17 protein-coding genes are annotated in these 13,912 nt (G+C 70.1%); 6 read left to right on the plus strand and 11 right to left on the minus strand.

Going from position 1 to position 13,912, the window contains the following annotated elements; translation table 11 throughout:
• Positions 1-26 precede the first annotated feature (26 nt).
• Together HDA44_RS06450 and HDA44_RS06455 are read right to left on the minus strand one after the other, a co-directional pair.
• The gene (locus tag HDA44_RS06450) at positions 27-665 is read right to left on the minus strand and encodes a lysoplasmalogenase family protein (RefSeq protein ID WP_184832163.1); all 639 of its coding nucleotides are present in this window, start codon (positions 663-665) and stop codon (positions 27-29) included.
• A gap of 50 nt (positions 666-715) precedes the next feature.
• On the minus strand, positions 716-1,576 hold the full coding sequence (locus tag HDA44_RS06455; RefSeq protein WP_184832165.1) for a LysR family transcriptional regulator: 861 nt from the start codon (positions 1,574-1,576) through the stop codon (positions 716-718).
• Between the two features lie 73 nt (positions 1,577-1,649).
• Between HDA44_RS06455 and HDA44_RS06460 the strand changes: the two genes are divergently transcribed.
• Positions 1,650-2,894, plus strand: coding sequence for an MFS transporter (locus HDA44_RS06460; protein ID WP_184832167.1), 1,245 nt, complete (start codon positions 1,650-1,652; stop codon positions 2,892-2,894).
• Here HDA44_RS06460 and HDA44_RS06465 read toward each other — a convergent pair.
• The 5 genes from HDA44_RS06465 to HDA44_RS06485 form a co-directional block, all read right to left on the minus strand.
• A complete protein-coding gene (locus tag HDA44_RS06465; protein WP_184832169.1) occupies positions 2,807-3,625 on the minus strand; it encodes an ABC transporter permease in 819 nt (272 codons plus the stop codon). The two genes, HDA44_RS06460 and HDA44_RS06465, sit on opposite strands and share 88 nt — an antisense overlap.
• Positions 3,585-4,475, minus strand: coding sequence for an ABC transporter ATP-binding protein (locus HDA44_RS06470; protein WP_184832171.1), 891 nt, complete (start codon positions 4,473-4,475; stop codon positions 3,585-3,587). Before HDA44_RS06470 ends, HDA44_RS06465 begins: the two co-directional genes overlap by 41 nt.
• Positions 4,472-4,927: a MarR family winged helix-turn-helix transcriptional regulator gene (locus HDA44_RS06475; RefSeq protein WP_337905678.1), complete on the minus strand. Its 456-nt coding sequence runs from the start codon at positions 4,925-4,927 to the stop codon at positions 4,472-4,474. The genes HDA44_RS06470 and HDA44_RS06475 overlap by 4 nt, the downstream gene beginning before the upstream one ends.
• 306 nt (positions 4,928-5,233) lie before the next feature.
• Positions 5,234-5,419, minus strand: coding sequence for a DUF5703 family protein (locus HDA44_RS06480; RefSeq protein ID WP_184832173.1), 186 nt, complete (start codon positions 5,417-5,419; stop codon positions 5,234-5,236).
• 32 nt (positions 5,420-5,451) lie between these two features.
• Positions 5,452-6,393 (minus strand): aldo/keto reductase, encoded by a 942-nt coding sequence (locus HDA44_RS06485; RefSeq protein ID WP_184832174.1) that lies wholly within the window; start codon positions 6,391-6,393, stop codon positions 5,452-5,454.
• Between the two features lie 51 nt (positions 6,394-6,444).
• Between HDA44_RS06485 and HDA44_RS06490 the strand changes: the two genes are divergently transcribed.
• On the plus strand, positions 6,445-7,488 hold the full coding sequence (locus HDA44_RS06490) for an LLM class F420-dependent oxidoreductase (protein WP_184832175.1): 1,044 nt from the start codon (positions 6,445-6,447) through the stop codon (positions 7,486-7,488).
• A complete protein-coding gene (locus HDA44_RS06495) occupies positions 7,488-8,315 on the plus strand; it encodes an undecaprenyl-diphosphate phosphatase (RefSeq protein WP_184832176.1) in 828 nt (275 codons plus the stop codon). The genes HDA44_RS06490 and HDA44_RS06495 overlap by 1 nt, the downstream gene beginning before the upstream one ends.
• A gap of 45 nt (positions 8,316-8,360) precedes the next feature.
• Here the strand turns inward: HDA44_RS06495 and HDA44_RS06500 are convergent, their stop codons facing one another.
• From HDA44_RS06500 to corA, 3 genes are read right to left on the minus strand one after another with little or no spacing between them, the layout of a single operon-like run.
• Positions 8,361-9,377 carry a hypothetical protein gene (locus HDA44_RS06500; protein WP_184832177.1) on the minus strand — a complete coding sequence of 339 codons (1,017 nt, stop codon included), beginning with the start codon at positions 9,375-9,377 and terminating at the stop codon, positions 8,361-8,363.
• Complete coding sequence (locus HDA44_RS06505) at positions 9,377-9,973, minus strand: RNA polymerase sigma factor (RefSeq protein WP_184832178.1); 597 nt, start codon at positions 9,971-9,973, stop codon at positions 9,377-9,379. Before HDA44_RS06505 ends, HDA44_RS06500 begins: the two co-directional genes overlap by 1 nt.
• 31 nt (positions 9,974-10,004) lie before the next feature.
• Positions 10,005-11,048, minus strand: coding sequence for a magnesium/cobalt transporter CorA (gene corA, locus HDA44_RS06510; RefSeq protein WP_238352380.1), 1,044 nt, complete (start codon positions 11,046-11,048; stop codon positions 10,005-10,007).
• Between corA and HDA44_RS06515 the strand changes: the two genes are divergently transcribed.
• From HDA44_RS06515 to HDA44_RS06525, 3 genes are read left to right on the plus strand one after another with little or no spacing between them, the layout of a single operon-like run.
• Positions 11,047-11,742 (plus strand): histidine phosphatase family protein, encoded by a 696-nt coding sequence (locus tag HDA44_RS06515; RefSeq protein ID WP_184832179.1) that lies wholly within the window; start codon positions 11,047-11,049, stop codon positions 11,740-11,742. The two genes, corA and HDA44_RS06515, sit on opposite strands and share 2 nt — an antisense overlap.
• A 12-nt stretch (positions 11,743-11,754) precedes the next feature.
• Complete coding sequence (locus HDA44_RS06520; protein ID WP_184832181.1) at positions 11,755-12,330, plus strand: DUF3090 domain-containing protein; 576 nt, start codon at positions 11,755-11,757, stop codon at positions 12,328-12,330.
• Positions 12,327-13,121, plus strand: a complete 795-nt coding sequence (locus HDA44_RS06525) for an SCO1664 family protein (RefSeq protein WP_184832183.1) — start codon at positions 12,327-12,329, stop codon at positions 13,119-13,121. The genes HDA44_RS06520 and HDA44_RS06525 overlap by 4 nt, the downstream gene beginning before the upstream one ends.
• Here the strand turns inward: HDA44_RS06525 and HDA44_RS06530 are convergent.
• Positions 13,118-13,816, minus strand: a complete 699-nt coding sequence (locus HDA44_RS06530) for a DUF6882 domain-containing protein (protein WP_184832184.1) — start codon at positions 13,814-13,816, stop codon at positions 13,118-13,120. The two genes, HDA44_RS06525 and HDA44_RS06530, sit on opposite strands and share 4 nt — an antisense overlap.
• Between the last annotated feature and the right edge of the window lie 96 nt (positions 13,817-13,912).

Consider the following 13,912-nt stretch of genomic DNA (forward strand, 5'->3'; position numbering starts at 1 on the left):
ACCCCATAGCGCCCACCGGCCGAAGGTCAACGCGGATGACCACTACCGGTCAGATCGTCCTGCCTGGTGGCGCCGGAGGCGAGCAGGTACTGGCCGACGGTGTACGTCGACATGACCAGCGCGCCGCGCCCGCGGAAGTCACGCCCGGCCATCCGGAACGCGATCAGACTGTCCGAGATCAGGAACAGCGCGCCGCCGAGGCCGCTGCGCGGATTGTGCCAGCGCGAGGTGACAGCGGTTGCCGTCAGCAACAACGCGTACGCCGCGACCGGTACCCGCCGGCTACCGAGGCCCGGCGCGAGGATCGCGATCAGGGCAGCCCACAGCGCGGCGTACGCGGCCAGCACCCGCCACGATCGCTGCGCCGGATTCGCGAGGAACACGGCGAGATAGCAGGCATGTGCCGCCGCGAACGCAGCCATGCCGGCGATCTCCTGATCGGCCTCCAGCAACAGATCACCGGCCGCCGAGGCCAGAATCGCCGCCTGCAGCAGCGGCGGCGCGCCCTGCGTACGCGACCACTGCCACAACAACGGCATCAAGGCCGGCTTGCTCGCCAGCTTCAGCACCTTGACATCGGCAACAACCGCGGCAACGTGTACCACCGTCGCGCCCCAGTACGCCGCCAGCACCCGCCGCCCCCGCGCCAACCCCGCAAGCCCCATGACCCGAGTCTGCCTCACCAAACCCCCGAAACCCCTGAACTCACGACAGTTCACGACAAGTTCAACGTGGTGCGGAGGTTGGGGAGGTAGGCGAGGAGGGGTTTGGGTGGGGTGCGGGTGGTGACTAGGGAGAGGGTGAGCCGATAGCGGAAGGGGGCGGCGATGAGGTGCTCGCCGGGGCGGAGCTCAGTGGCCAGGGCGGTGTGGGGGACCAGGGCCAGGTGGGAGCGGCGGCGGGCCATGGCGACCGTGGTGCCGAGGGTGACACCGCGACGGGGGAGGGCGCCGAGGGCGGTGAGGCGGTTGTGGATCTCCTCGCTGCCGCGGTCGTAGGTGGAGAACGCGATCGGGCGGTTCTTCAGCGGCTGGCGGCCGCGGCCCGGTGGGCGGGCGCCGGGTGGGACGAACAGGACCAGCTCATCACGGCCGACCCGGCGGTGTACGGCGCCGCGGGGGAGTGTCATTTGTTCGGCGATCGCGATGAACGCGGCGTCCATGGTGCCCTCGGCGACGCGATCGACCAGGAAGTGGCCGTGGTCGACCTGCTGCTGGATCTCCAGCTCGGGCAGGTCGGCGTCGAGTACCGGGAACAGGATCGGCGCCAGGCTCGCGAACGTACCGACGACGAGCCGTTGGCCGGCGGCGGCCGCCCGCGGGGCGTCGTACACCTCCTCGAGGTGGCTGAGGATGTGGTCGGCGCGGCGGGCGAACTCGGCGCCGGCCGGCGTCGGGCGGGCGCCGCGGGTGTCGCGCTCGAACAGCTTGGTGCCGCAGCGCCGTTCCAGCCGGGCCAGCCGCTGGGACGCCGACGGCTGCGAGATCCGCAGCTCGCGGGCCGCGGTGCCGACCGCGCCGGTCCGGTTGACGGCCTGGACCAGCCGCAGATCCTCGACCGATGGTAATGAAGCCATAGGTTCAGCCTATGGCAAGCAGGCAAGGTTCGGCGGCTACCCGGGGATCGGCGGAAAGCCAAGAATCAAAGGCATGAGAGCGAAGGCAGAGGCGCTGGCGCTGCTGGCCGGGAGCGGTACGGCGGACTTCGCGTTCCGGCTCGCGCAGGTGGCGCTGCCGTTGGTGATCCTGCGCGAGACGGGTTCGGTGGCCGCGACCGGGCTGGTGGGTGGCGCGGCCGGAATACCGGTGCTGCTGTCGCCGTGGTGGGCGCGGAAGGCCCGCCAGTGGGTCGACTCGGGACCGCGGCTGGCGATCGTGGCGTGCGTCTCCGCGCTCGCGCTGGCATCGGTACCGACCGCAGCCGTACTTCAAGTACTGTCGCCCGCGCTGCTCGTCCTGAGCGGCCTGCTACTCGGCTGCGGCGACGCACTGTCAAACCCAGGCCGCTCGGCCCTGCTGGCCGACACCGGAGATCGCTGGGGAGATGGCCGCGCGGTCCTGCTCCTCACCTGGCAGGACGGCCTCCGGCGCATCGGCATGCTGCTAGGCCCGTCGGCAGGTGCCTTCGCCGTGGCAGCCGGCTTCACCAATGAACTGCTCTGGGTAGAAGCATTCGCGGTCGCAGCGGCCGGGCTACTGGCCTGCACAGTGCAACCAACCCGAGCAGCAGACGCGCCCGAGCTGCCCCCATCCATCCGTCAGAGCCTGCAAGGCCGGCGCGACGTCCTGTACGGCTGGATCGTCCGAGGCACCGGATGCGTGACCTGGTTCGCGTTCACCCTGGGCCTGTCGGTGCTAGGCGAAGAGCGCGGCAAACCAGGCGTGTACTTGGCAGCAGGAATGACCGGGTACGGCGTCGGCGCCCTACTGGGCACCACCATCTCACTGGCAGTCGTACGCCGAACGAAACCAGTCGTAGCCGCGTCAGTCGCCTGGGCCTGGATGGGACTGTGCTGGGTCGGAATGGGCGTCTGGACCACCCCGGTCGTCGTCGCGGTCATGGGTGCACTGTCCGGCGTCACCGTGGTGATCGGCATCGCCGCGATCTCCATGCTCATCACGCGCACGTCAGCCGGCGCCGAGCGGCGTACGTTGCTGTCCGGCCAGACCGTCGTCGTGAACGCGGGAAGCGCGGCCGGTCTGCTCGCGGGCGGACCGATCATCGGGGCAGTCGGTGCAGCGAGTGCACTGGTTGGCTCCGGCATCGTCACCACGCTCATCGCCGTACTGGTGCTGATCCGCAGCGGTCAGCGCGCAAGCCGGCTGAGCAACGATGACGCGGCGCAGATACCGGCGATCGCGGCGACGATCAGGACGGCGAAGTCGAGCCAGTAGTTCGTCGGCGTGCCGATGAGCAGTCCACGCAGAGCGCTGACCTCGTACGTGAGTGGGTTGGCGTGCGACAGTGCCTGCAGCCAGCCCGGCATCAGACTGACCGGATACAGCGCGTTCGAGGCGAAGAACAGCGGCATCGTGATTGCCTGCCCGATACCCATCAACCGGTCCCGGCGCAGGACCAGGCCGGCGATCGTCATGGACAGGCAGGAGAAGAACGCCGCGCCCAGTACGACGACGGCGAACACCGCGAGGATCTTCAACGGGTTCCACGTCATGCTGACACCGAGCAGCGCGGCCACGATCAGTACGACGATCGCCTGCGAGATGGTCCGTACGCCCGCCGCGAACGCCTTGCCCGCGACCAGCGCCGAACGCGGACTCGGCGTGACCAGCAACTTGGTGAGAATCCCCGCGTCGCGTTCCCAGATGATCTGGATGCCGTAGAAGATCGCGACGAACAGCGCGGACTGCGCGATGATCCCGGGCGCCAGATAGTCCAGGTACGGGACATTGCCGGTCGGGATGGCCCGAATCCGGCTGAACGTCTGACCGAAGATCACCAGCCACAGCACCGGCTGGATCGCCCGGGTGACCAGCTCGGTCCGGTCGTGCCGCAGCTTCTGGAGCTCGACCAGGCAGAACGTGCCGATCCGGGAGACCAGTCGCAGCGCGGCGCGCGGCCGGCTCTCAACCCAGGCGCTGGGCGGTGCGACGCGTGCCACGGACATCCCGCAACCCTCCCTCCCCGGCCCGGCCAGAGCGCCCGGACCGGCCGGACCGACCAGACCGCCCAGAGCGATCCGGCTGCCCGCCCGCCGCGAGGCTCTCCCCGGTGTGATGCCGGAACACGTCCTCGAGACTCGCGTCCGGCCCGAGCGCCGCCTTCAGCTCGGCCGGCGTACCGATCGCCCGCAGCCGGCCGAGATGCATCAAGGCAACCCGGTCGCACAGCAGATCGGCCTCTTCCATGTAGTGCGTGGTCAGCAGCACGGTCATCCCGAACCGCTCCTGCATGTCCTGCACGCGCGCCCACACCGAATCCCGCGCCACCGGGTCGAGACCGACCGTCGGCTCGTCCAGTACGAGCAGCGCGGGCCGATTGACCAGTGCCTGTGCAAGCTCGAGCCGGCGCACCATGCCACCCGAGTACGTCGACGCGAGCCGATCCGCTGCTTCGGTGAGGTCGACCAGTTCAAGCACCTCGGCGACCCGGGCGGCGCGTTCCCGGCGCGGTACGTCGAACAGTCGCGCGAACCAGGACACGTTCTCCCGGCCCGACAAGGCGCCTTCGATGGACAGTTGCTGCGGTACGTACCCGAGCAGCCGACGTACTGACATCGCCTCGCGCCGGACATCCAGGCCGAAGACGCGTACGCGGCCGGACTGCGGTGGGTAGAGCGTGTTGAGGACCCGCAGCGTGGTGGTCTTGCCGGCGCCGTTCGGGCCGAGCAGGCCGAAGCACTCGCCGGGGGAGACGGTCAGGTCCAGGTTGTCGACCGCGACGTGGTCGCCGAATCGGTGACTCAGTCCGGTCAGCTCGGCGGCCGGCGCGGGGTCGAAGCTGGGTTCCGCACTCATACGCGCTCCAGTTCTTCGGGGTGTAATCGCTCGGCGAGGACTGCCAGCACCGGCAGGGCCGCTCGGAGCGCGTCCTGGTCGGCCGGGGCGAGGTCGTCGATGGCGGCGGTGACGAGGGCGGTCCGGCGGTCGCGCCAGGCCTCGACCCGTTCGCGGGCCGGGTCGGTGAGGGTGAGGCGGGCGATCCGGCGGTCGGCCGGGTCCTGGGTACGGAGCAGGAGGCCGCGCTCCGTGAGCTGACCGACCAAGGTGGAGACCGTGTTCGCGACCAGGCCGAGCTCGGCGGCGGCTTCCGCGACCGAGATGCCAGGGCTGCGACGGACCGTCCGGACCAGCTCCGCCTGCGCGTCGGTGAGCGCCGAGAACGGGAACGGCCGCCCCGCCGACCGACGCAGATGCCGCCGCACCAACCCCATCGTCACCAACAACTCTTCAGCCAGCACTCCATCCACACCTTCACAATACCTCTGCCCCAGAGATATTCCCCGAACGAACTTGCCCCTTGAGGTGCAGGGTTGCCCCGTGGAAATTCGAGGGGCAACCCTGCGCTTCAAGGGGTGCCCCCTCAAACGGAGGGTTCGGCGGGCGATGCCTGGGTCGCCCGCGGAAGGTGGCGTGGCGGTGCGTGGCGGTGCGTGGCGGCGTCGCGGGGGTGTCGCGAGCGCGGATGGGCCGGCGGAGTGCCGCGGCGTGCGGGCGAGTGCGGCGGCGTGCGGGCGAGTGCGGCGGCGTGCGGGCGAGCGCGGGGCTCGGGGGAGTCAGAGGGTGCGCATTACGCGGATTATGCGGCGGCGGAGCCAGACTTTTCGGGTGCCGTCGGGGTAGCGGCGGAGGCGGGCGAGTTCCCAGCCGCCGTATTCGGCGTGTTCGGTGAGCAGTTTGCGCACCGCCCCACGGGACTCCGTCCTGGACACCTCGAACTGCTGCAGCTCGTATTCGGCCATCCGCACCTCCAGCTACCTCAACAACAGTTGCCTCACGAAACATCCTCCAGCGCCGCCGCGATCGCCGGCGGCAGCGTGAGCTCCTCCACTCCGAGGATCGATTTCAGTTGCAGTGCCGTCCGGGCCCCGGCGATCGCCGCCGACACCCCGGGCCGGTCCCGCACCCAGGTGAGCGCCACCTCGAGCGGGGTCCAGCCGAGCCCGTCGGCCGCGCGCGCGACCGCTTCCACGATGCCCGATGCGCGGGCGTCGAGATAGGGGTCGACGAATCTGGACAGATGCTGAGACGCCGCCCGGGAGTCCGCGGGAATGCCGGTCCGGTACTTCCCGGTCAGCACGCCACGACCCAAAGGTGACCAGGCGAGGATGCCGATGCCGAGCCCGGCCGCCGCCCGGATCGCGTCCATTTCGGCGTCGCGGGCGAGCAGCGAGTACTCCACCTGGTTCGCCACCGGGACCGCGCGGCCGGGCCAGGCCTGCTGCCAGGTGACCGCGCGGGCCGCTTTCCAGCCGGCATAGTTCGAGACCGCGACATACCGCACCTTGCCGGAGCTGACCGCGTGGTCGAGCGCGGACAGCGTCTCCTCCAGCGGCACGTCGTCGGACCAGGTGTGCAGCTGCCAGAGGTCGATGTGGTCGATGTTCATCCGCCGCAGCGAGCCCTCCAGATCGCGCAGCAGGGCCCCGCGGGAGGTGTCGGTGATCCGCTCACCCCGGCGGACGCTGAAGCCGGCCTTGGTCGCGATCACCAGGTCGTCCCGATCCACGACGTCACCCAGCAGCGACCCGATCAGCAGCTCGCTGTCACCGTCGCCGTACGCCGCCGCGGTGTCGATCAGGGTGCCACCGGCGGACACGAACGCGGCCAGCTGCTCGCGGGCCTCGTGCTCGTCGGTGTCCCGGCCCCACGACATCGTGCCCAGGCCGAGCCTGCTGACGGCGAGTCCACTGTGACCGAGATAGCGCTGTTGCATGGACCGAGCCTATTGCGGCCCACCGACAACCTCTCGCTAGGCTCGCCAGTCATGCGACTCGGACTCAACATCGGCTTCGTCTACGGCGGCGACGACCATCTGGACCACCTGAGGCTGGTGAAGGAGGCCGAAACCCTCGGTTTCTCGGTCACCTGGGCCGCGGAGGCGTACGGATCGGACGCGGCCACGCTGCTCAGCTGGATCGCCGCCCAGACCACCACCATCGACGTCGGCGCGGCGGTCTTCCAGATCCCGGCCCGGACCCCGGCGATGACCGCGATGACCGCGGCGACGCTGGACCGGCTCTCGAACGGCCGGTTCCGGCTCGGCCTCGGCGTGTCCGGCCCGCAGGTGTCCGAGGGCTGGCACGGCGTACGGTTCGCGCAGCCGCTGCAGCGGACGCGGGAGTACGTCGACATCGTGAACTCGGCGTTGCGCCGCGAGACGGTCGCGTACGAGGGCAAGTACTTCACGCTGCCGCTGCCCGACGGACCGGGCAAGGCGCTGAAACTCACCGTCCGGCCGATCCGCGACCACGTACCGGTCTATCTGGCCGCCGTCGGCCCGAAGAACCTGGAGCTGGCCGGTGAGATCGCCGACGGCTGGCTCGGCATCCTGAACGACCCGGGTTTCCTCGGCGAGCAGCTCGCGCACATCCGGACCGGTCGCGGCCGGGAGCTCGACGGCTTCGACGTGGTCGCGTCCGTGCCGCTGATGCCCGGCGCGGACCCGCAGGCCGCCGCCGACCCGATCCGCGGGTACGCGGCGCTGTACATCGGCGGGATGGGCAGCCGGGAGAAGAACTTCTACAACGCGCTCGCGGTCAGGATGGGGTACGCCGACGAGGCGAAGGAGATCCAGGACCTGTACCTGGCGAAGAAGCACCGCGAGGCGATGGCCGCCGTACCGTTCGGGTTCCTGGACTCGATCTCGCTGCTCGGTGACAAGGCCCGGCTCGCGGACAAGCTGACCGCGTACGCCGAAGCGGGCGCGACGACCGTCGCGGTGACGCCGTTCGCGCCGACGGTCGAGCAGCGGATCGCCGACCTGCGGACGCTGGCCGAGGCGCTGGATCTGGCTGGGATCGGCAACTGATGACGATCTGGGACTCCATCATCCTCGGCATCGTCGAGGGCCTGACCGAATTCCTGCCGGTCTCCAGCACCGGCCACCTGACCATCGTCTCGAAGATGCTCGGCCTGAAGATCGACGACCCGGCGATCACCGGGTACACCGCGGTGATCCAGATCGGCGCGATCGCGGCCGTGGTGCTGTACTTCTGGAAGGACATCCGGCGGATCGCGGTGGCCTGGGTCCGCGGGCTGGCCAACCCGGAGCACCGCGGCGAGTTCGACCACCGGATGGGCTGGTACGTGATCGTCGGTTCGCTGCCGATCGTGCTCGTCGGCTTCCTGGCCCGGGACCTGATCTCCGGCCCGCTGCGCAGCCTGTGGTGGGTGGCCGGCGCGCTGATCGGCTGGTCGTTCGTGATGGTCGCGGCCGAACGGCTGAGCTCCAAGGCGCGGCCGCTGGAGCGGATCACGCTGGTGGACGCGATCGTGATGGGCGTGGTCCAGTGCCTGGCGCTGATCCCCGGCGTGTCCCGGTCCGGCGCGACCATCTCGGCCGGTCTGTTCCGCGGGCTGGACCGGGTCGCGGCGACCCGGATCGCCTTCCTGCTGGGCATTCCCGCGCTGGTCGGCGCGGGCGTCTACGAGCTGAAGGACGCCCTGAACGGCGGCGTCGGCGCCGTACCGCTGATCGTCGGCACCGTCGTCAGCTTCGTGGTCGCGTACGCGTCGGTGGCGTGGCTGCTCCGATTCGTCGCCAAGCACACCATCGAGGTCTTCGCGTTCTACCGGGTGCTGCTCGGGATCGTGCTGATCATCCTGCTCGCGACCAGCACGATCACCGCCACCTGACGGGGTACGCCACGGCCCGGGCAGGACCGGGCGCCTCGCGGGCGGTCAGCAGTTCATCCCCGCGAGGCCGTCGTACGGCCACCGGTTCTGCTTCGCGATCGGGTCGGTAATGCTCCAGATTGCCCTCGGCCAGCCGCCCTCGCGCTGCATCTCCAGCAGGATCTTCCAGGAGCGCGCGGTGCCGAGAGCCGCGCGCGCCTCCCCGACGCCGGCCTGGTCGCCCGCGCGCTTCGCGGTCCGCCACTGGTCGACCCAGGCGCAGACGACCTTCGTGGTGACGACCACGCCGATCTGGTACCGGTTGCTCACGTCGGCCTTCTTGTCCAGGGCGTCGCGGTTGAACCGTGGCGGCAGTGGGATTCCCTCCAGCGCCTCGGCCACCACCTTGGCGTGGTCGCCGGGCAGGACCGCGCTGGCCGGCATGGCCGCGAGCCAGCTGTCGATGTCCGGGATCCGCAACGCCGCGAGCATCTCCCGGTACGCCGCCTCCGACCCGAGCGCGCCCTGGATGTCGACGAAGGTCTCGCCCTCGACGGGGAAGACGGTGATCCAGTTGTCCTTCCTCGCCGGGCCCTCGAACAGCTTCGCGGTCCGGCCGAGCACCTTGACGGACTCCTCCTTGCCGCCGGGAAGGCGGTCGACGGAGTAGATCTGGTACTGGTCCTTGGGCCGCCAGTTGATCCGTACCTCATGCTTGCCGTCGGTGAAGATGAGCTCACCGCCATGCGCCGAGAACGGCGTCCCGATGTCGATGGCCTTCCAGGGCGGACCGAGCAGCATCCGCGGGTTGTGCTCGGCGAACTCGCGCGCCTCCGCGTACGCCGGGACCGGCGCCGCCGGATTGCCGCCCGGGATCACCGCACCGGTGACCGCGACGATCGCCACGACGACCGCCACGGCGACGGCGATGTAGATCGGGCGGCGACGGGAATCCCGGGTACGTGGCGTCGGCGCCTTGCTGGTGATGATCTCCTCGAAGAGATCGGTGGCGGCGTCCGGGCTCGGGCCGGCGCCGAACGGGTCGGCCCGCGTGACCAGGAGGTCGAGGTCGTTGTCGTTCATCACTTCTCATCCCGGGTAGTCGGGTCGTCCTGGTGTTCGTGGCAGTCGAAGGCGTCACCGAGCAGATTTCGCAGCCGTTTGCGGGCCCGATGGAGCCGGGTTCGGACCGTCCGGGCCGGTAGGCCGAGCACGGTCGCGGCCTCGGCCGGTTCCAGACCGTCCCAGCCGGTGAGCATCAGCAGCTCCCGGTCGCTGTCGTTCAGGCGCGCCATCGCGGCCCGGACCACCACCCCCGAGTCGCTGGTCTCGGCCGGGTCCGGGACGGCGCTGACCAGTTCGAGCCGGAGCTTCTCGCCGAGCCGCTCGCGCCGGATGTCGCCGCGGCGCCGGTTGGCCAGCACCCGCCGCGCCACGCCGTACAGCCACAGTCGCGCGGCGTCGCCAGGCGGTACTTCGCCGATCCGCCGCCAGGCGACCAGGAACGTGTCCGCGACCACATCGGCCGCGTCGTCCACCGACTCGGCGCGGCGGATCGCGTACCCGAGCAGCGCCCGGAAGTTGCCGTCGAACACCTCGCGGAACCTGGCCGCGTCGTCCGTACGCACCGCCCGAAGCCCCACCACGGGTGGCGAGGGCGCGGCCGTTGAACTCGTCATACCTCGCTCGTGTCCGGCTGGACCGCCGGCGTTACAGCCAGCCGACCTTGCGGAAGAAGCGGTACATGGTGAAGCAGACGACGGCCATCAGCAGGAGCACGGCGTAGTAGCCGAAGTGCCAGCGCAGCTCGGGCATGTTGCCGAAGTTCATGCCGTAGATGCCGGCCAGCATCGTAGGCACCGCCGCGATGGCCACCCAAGCAGAAATTTTTCTCATATCGTCGTTCTGCTGCACCGACACCCGGGCCAGATGGGCGTTCAGGGCGGACGTGAGCAGCGTGTCGATCGCCTCTGTCTGGTCGGAGACCCGGCTGAGATGGTCGGCGACGTCGCGGAAGAACGGGCTCGCCTTGGCGCTGATCCCGCTCACGCCGTGCGCGAACTGGACCATCGGTTCGCGGAGTGGATCGATCGCGCGGCGCATCTCGAGTACCTCACGCTTCAGCCGGTAGATGCGCTCGGCGTCGCTGGTGCGCTCGGACGAGAACACCGACGACTCGACCTCGTCGACATCGATCTCGACCTGCTCGGCGACGGTCTCGTAGTCGTCCACGACCGCGTCGCAGATCGCCCACAGCACCGCGGCGGGTCCGTGCCCGAGCACCGCGGCGCGCTCTTCCAGCTGGTGCCGGGTGGTCGCCAGTTCGCCGCCTTCGCCGTGCCGGACGGTGACGACGTACCGCGGGCCGACGAACACCGTCACCTGGCCGGTCTCGACGGCATCGCCCTCGTCGACGTACCAGAGGGTGCGCAGCACGACCAGGATGGTGTCGCCGAAGCGCTCGACCTTCGGCCGCTGGTGGATCTGGAGCGCGTCCTCGATGGCCAGGTCGTGCAGGCCGAACAGCCGCTGGACCCGCTGCATCTCCGCGCCGGAGGGCTCGTGCAGGCCGATCCAGCCGAAGGCCCGGCCGTCGCCGTCGATGGCCTGGGCAACGGTCTCCGGGTCCTTGGGCAGCTGCCGGCGCTCGCCGCCGGCGTACACCCCGCAGTCCACGATCACGGTCACCATCATGAACCACGGCCTGGTCATGATGGCCCACGGCTTGGCCGGACCGGCTAACGTGCCTGTCATGCCCACGGTGATTCTGGTCCGCCACGGCCGCAGTTCGGCGAACACTTCCGGCACCCTGGCCGGGCGCACTCCCGGCGTGAAACTCGACGACGCCGGCGTCCAGCAGGCCGAGGCGGTCGCCCAGCGGCTGGCCGGTCTGCCGCTCGCCGCGATCGTCACGTCCCCGCTGGAGCGCTGCAAGCAGACCGCGGCGGCGATCGCGAAACGGCACGCCGGGTTGCGTACGGCAACTGATCGGCGGCTGACCGAGTGCGGGTACGGCGACTGGACCGGGCAGAAGATCAGCACGCTGGCGAAGGACCCGCTCTGGGCGGTGGTCCAGCAGCATCCGTCGGCGGTGACGTTCCCGAACGGCGAGTCGATGCGGGCGATGCAGCAGCGCGCCGTGGACGCGGTCCGGGCGCATGACGCGGAGCTGGCGAAGAGCCACGGCGACAACGCGATCTGGGTGGCCGTCTCGCATGGTGATGTGATCAAGTCCATCGTCGCGGACGCGCTCGGTCAGCATCTGGACACGTTCCAGCGGATCGTGGTGGACACCGCGTCGACCACGATCATCACGTACACGGCGACCCGGCCGTTCCTGGTCCGGCTGAACGACTCGGGCAGCGAGCTGGCGTCGCTGGTGCCTAAGCCGACAGCGAAAGCCAAGCCGAAGAAGCAGTCGTCCGACGCCGTCGTCGGTGGACGGTAATAGGGTCTGAGTATGGCGCGAGTTGTGCACTCCTACGACGACCCTGAGCGGTTCGTCGCCGGCACCGTGGGGGAACCAGGTGCGAGGACGTTCTTCCTGCAGGCGCGAGCCGGGCACCGGCTGACGTCGGTCGCGTGCGAGAAGGAACAGGTGATGGCGCTGGCCGAACGGCTGGACGTGATGCTGGACGAGGTCGCGCGCCGGTTCGACCGGGACCCGGTCACGCCGTCCGGCGTGGACGACACCGCGCCGCTGGAGCAGCCGATCGAGGAGGAGTTCCGGGCCGGCACCATGACGCTGGCCTGGGAGGCGGACGCCGAGCGGGTGGTGATCGAGGTGTTCGCGGTCGTCACCGGCGACCCGGCCGAGCTCGAGGAGGGCGACCCGGCGGCGGCCGCGATGGAGTCCGACGACGCCGAGGTGTTCGTGGTCCGGATCACCGAGGAACAGGCCCGTGCCTTCGCCCGGCGCGCGGTCGCGCTGGTCGCGTCCGGCCGGCCGAGCTGCCCGTTCTGCGGCCGTCCGATCGACGCCGACGGTCACATCTGCCCCCGCGCCAACGGCTACCGCAGGCACCTGCCGGAATGACGATCGACCCCGAGCTCCTCGCCCTGGGGGAGCTTTCCCTGCACGGCCGCCTGGTCGCGGCCTCGAACGGTACCTATCAGGGCTCGGTCAGCCGGGACGGCGAGACCGCGACCGTGGTCTACAAGCCGGTCGAGGGGGAGCGCCCGTTGTGGGACTTCCCGGACGGGACGCTGGCGCAGCGCGAGTTCGCGGCGTACGTGGTGTCGGAGGCGCTGGGCTGGTCGGTCGTACCGCCGACGCTGCTGCGGGACGGGCCGCTCGGTGTCGGCATGGTGCAGCTGTGGATCGACGAGGCCGAGCTGACGGCGGGGGAGACCGAGCTGGTCGACATCGTCCCGCAAGGCCGCGTGCCGGCCGGCTGGGTCGGCGTACTGGACGCGCTGGACGGCCGGCACAACCCGGTCACGCTGGTGCACGCGGACAACGAAGCATTGCGGCGGATGGCCGTCTTCGATGCCGTCGTCAACAATGCCGACCGGAAGGGCGGCCACGTCCTGAACCCGGGCGACGGCCGCGTGTACGGAGTCGACCATGGCGTCACGTTCAACGCCGACGACAAGCTCCGTACCGTGCTGTGGGGCTGGGCCGGTGATCCGATCGCGGACGAGCTGAAGGACGACGTCCGCAAGCTCGCCGATCAGCTCGCCGGCGCACTCGGGCAACAGTTGCGCGAGCTGATCACGTCGGTCGAGCTGACCGCGACCAGGGAACGGTGCGCGACCCTTCTGAAGACCGGCACGTTCCCGTACCCGTCCGACGAATGGCCGGCGATTCCCTGGCCCGCGTTCTAGACCTTCGGCTCGACCTGTACGTTGCCCAGCCGGCCGTGCTCGTCGTACGAGGTGGCGATCACACTGCCGTTCGGTGCCGTACCGCGAATCGCATCGGGCGCTTCCTCGTACGGCACGCCGAAATGCTGGAAGTAGCCGCGGACGACCCGGCGGTGGTCGCCCGGGAACACGCTGACCGCGGTGAGCAGCAGGCGTGGCGTAGCGATCGGGTCGAAGCCCGCGCGCGGCAGTTGCTCGTCGGCGACATGCAGGTACACGTGCCCGCGGCCCTCGTTGATCGCGGTCGACCAGACCCCACGGCCGCCCAGCACCGAGCCGGCCGTGATCGCGAGCGTGATCGCCGCCTGGGCGGGCTGCGGGAAACCGCTCAGATCCGGGCTCTCGGCGGTGAATTCGGGAATCCCGTGCCGGTCGCCGAACTCGCGGATCGCGAGCGTCGGCGCGACCGCGGGCGCATCCGGACCGAAGCCCGGGTTCGCCCAGCCCCACAGCCAGGTGTGGTCCAGCTCGGAGAAGCTGCCGAGCAGCGAGACACCGCCGAGCGTGCCGCGCTCGCCGGTCAGGGTGCGCTCGTCGAGGTCGGCCTGTAAGGAGTCCGGTCCGACCATTTCGTTGAACAGGTCCTGCTGCTGGATCGCGGCGGCGGCGATCCAGCCACCGTACGCCTGGAGCTCGGGACTGAAGTCAGCGTTCATCGCGGGCGACAGTATCCGGCACCGGGGTGCACCGGAACCGGCCGACCACGGAATGGAACCGTGTCGCGTCATTGAAAATCGGACTGGCATAAGCTC

The organism is Kribbella solani (genome assembly GCF_014205295.1).
GTDB classification, from domain to species: Bacteria; Actinomycetota; Actinomycetes; order Propionibacteriales; family Kribbellaceae; genus Kribbella; species Kribbella solani.

Coding starts and splice junctions, on each gene's coding strand:
- HDA44_RS06450 (WP_184832163.1), bottom strand. CDS start 665: ATGGGGCTTGCGGGGTTGGCGCGGGGGCGGCGGGTGCTGGCGGCGTAC.
- HDA44_RS06455 (WP_184832165.1), bottom strand. CDS start 1,576: ATGGCTTCATTACCATCGGTCGAGGATCTGCGGCTGGTCCAGGCCGTC.
- HDA44_RS06460 (WP_184832167.1), top strand. CDS start 1,650: ATGAGAGCGAAGGCAGAGGCGCTGGCGCTGCTGGCCGGGAGCGGTACG.
- HDA44_RS06465 (WP_184832169.1), bottom strand. CDS start 3,625: ATGTCCGTGGCACGCGTCGCACCGCCCAGCGCCTGGGTTGAGAGCCGG.
- HDA44_RS06470 (WP_184832171.1), bottom strand. CDS start 4,475: ATGAGTGCGGAACCCAGCTTCGACCCCGCGCCGGCCGCCGAGCTGACC.
- HDA44_RS06480 (WP_184832173.1), bottom strand. CDS start 5,419: ATGGCCGAATACGAGCTGCAGCAGTTCGAGGTGTCCAGGACGGAGTCC.
- HDA44_RS06485 (WP_184832174.1), bottom strand. CDS start 6,393: ATGCAACAGCGCTATCTCGGTCACAGTGGACTCGCCGTCAGCAGGCTC.
- HDA44_RS06490 (WP_184832175.1), top strand. CDS start 6,445: ATGCGACTCGGACTCAACATCGGCTTCGTCTACGGCGGCGACGACCAT.
- HDA44_RS06495 (WP_184832176.1), top strand. CDS start 7,488: ATGACGATCTGGGACTCCATCATCCTCGGCATCGTCGAGGGCCTGACC.
- HDA44_RS06500 (WP_184832177.1), bottom strand. CDS start 9,377: ATGAACGACAACGACCTCGACCTCCTGGTCACGCGGGCCGACCCGTTC.
- HDA44_RS06505 (WP_184832178.1), bottom strand. CDS start 9,973: ATGACGAGTTCAACGGCCGCGCCCTCGCCACCCGTGGTGGGGCTTCGG.
- HDA44_RS06515 (WP_184832179.1), top strand. CDS start 11,047: ATGCCCACGGTGATTCTGGTCCGCCACGGCCGCAGTTCGGCGAACACT.
- corA (WP_238352380.1), bottom strand. CDS start 11,048: ATGACAGGCACGTTAGCCGGTCCGGCCAAGCCGTGGGCCATCATGACC.
- HDA44_RS06520 (WP_184832181.1), top strand. CDS start 11,755: ATGGCGCGAGTTGTGCACTCCTACGACGACCCTGAGCGGTTCGTCGCC.
- HDA44_RS06525 (WP_184832183.1), top strand. CDS start 12,327: ATGACGATCGACCCCGAGCTCCTCGCCCTGGGGGAGCTTTCCCTGCAC.
- HDA44_RS06530 (WP_184832184.1), bottom strand. CDS start 13,816: ATGAACGCTGACTTCAGTCCCGAGCTCCAGGCGTACGGTGGCTGGATC.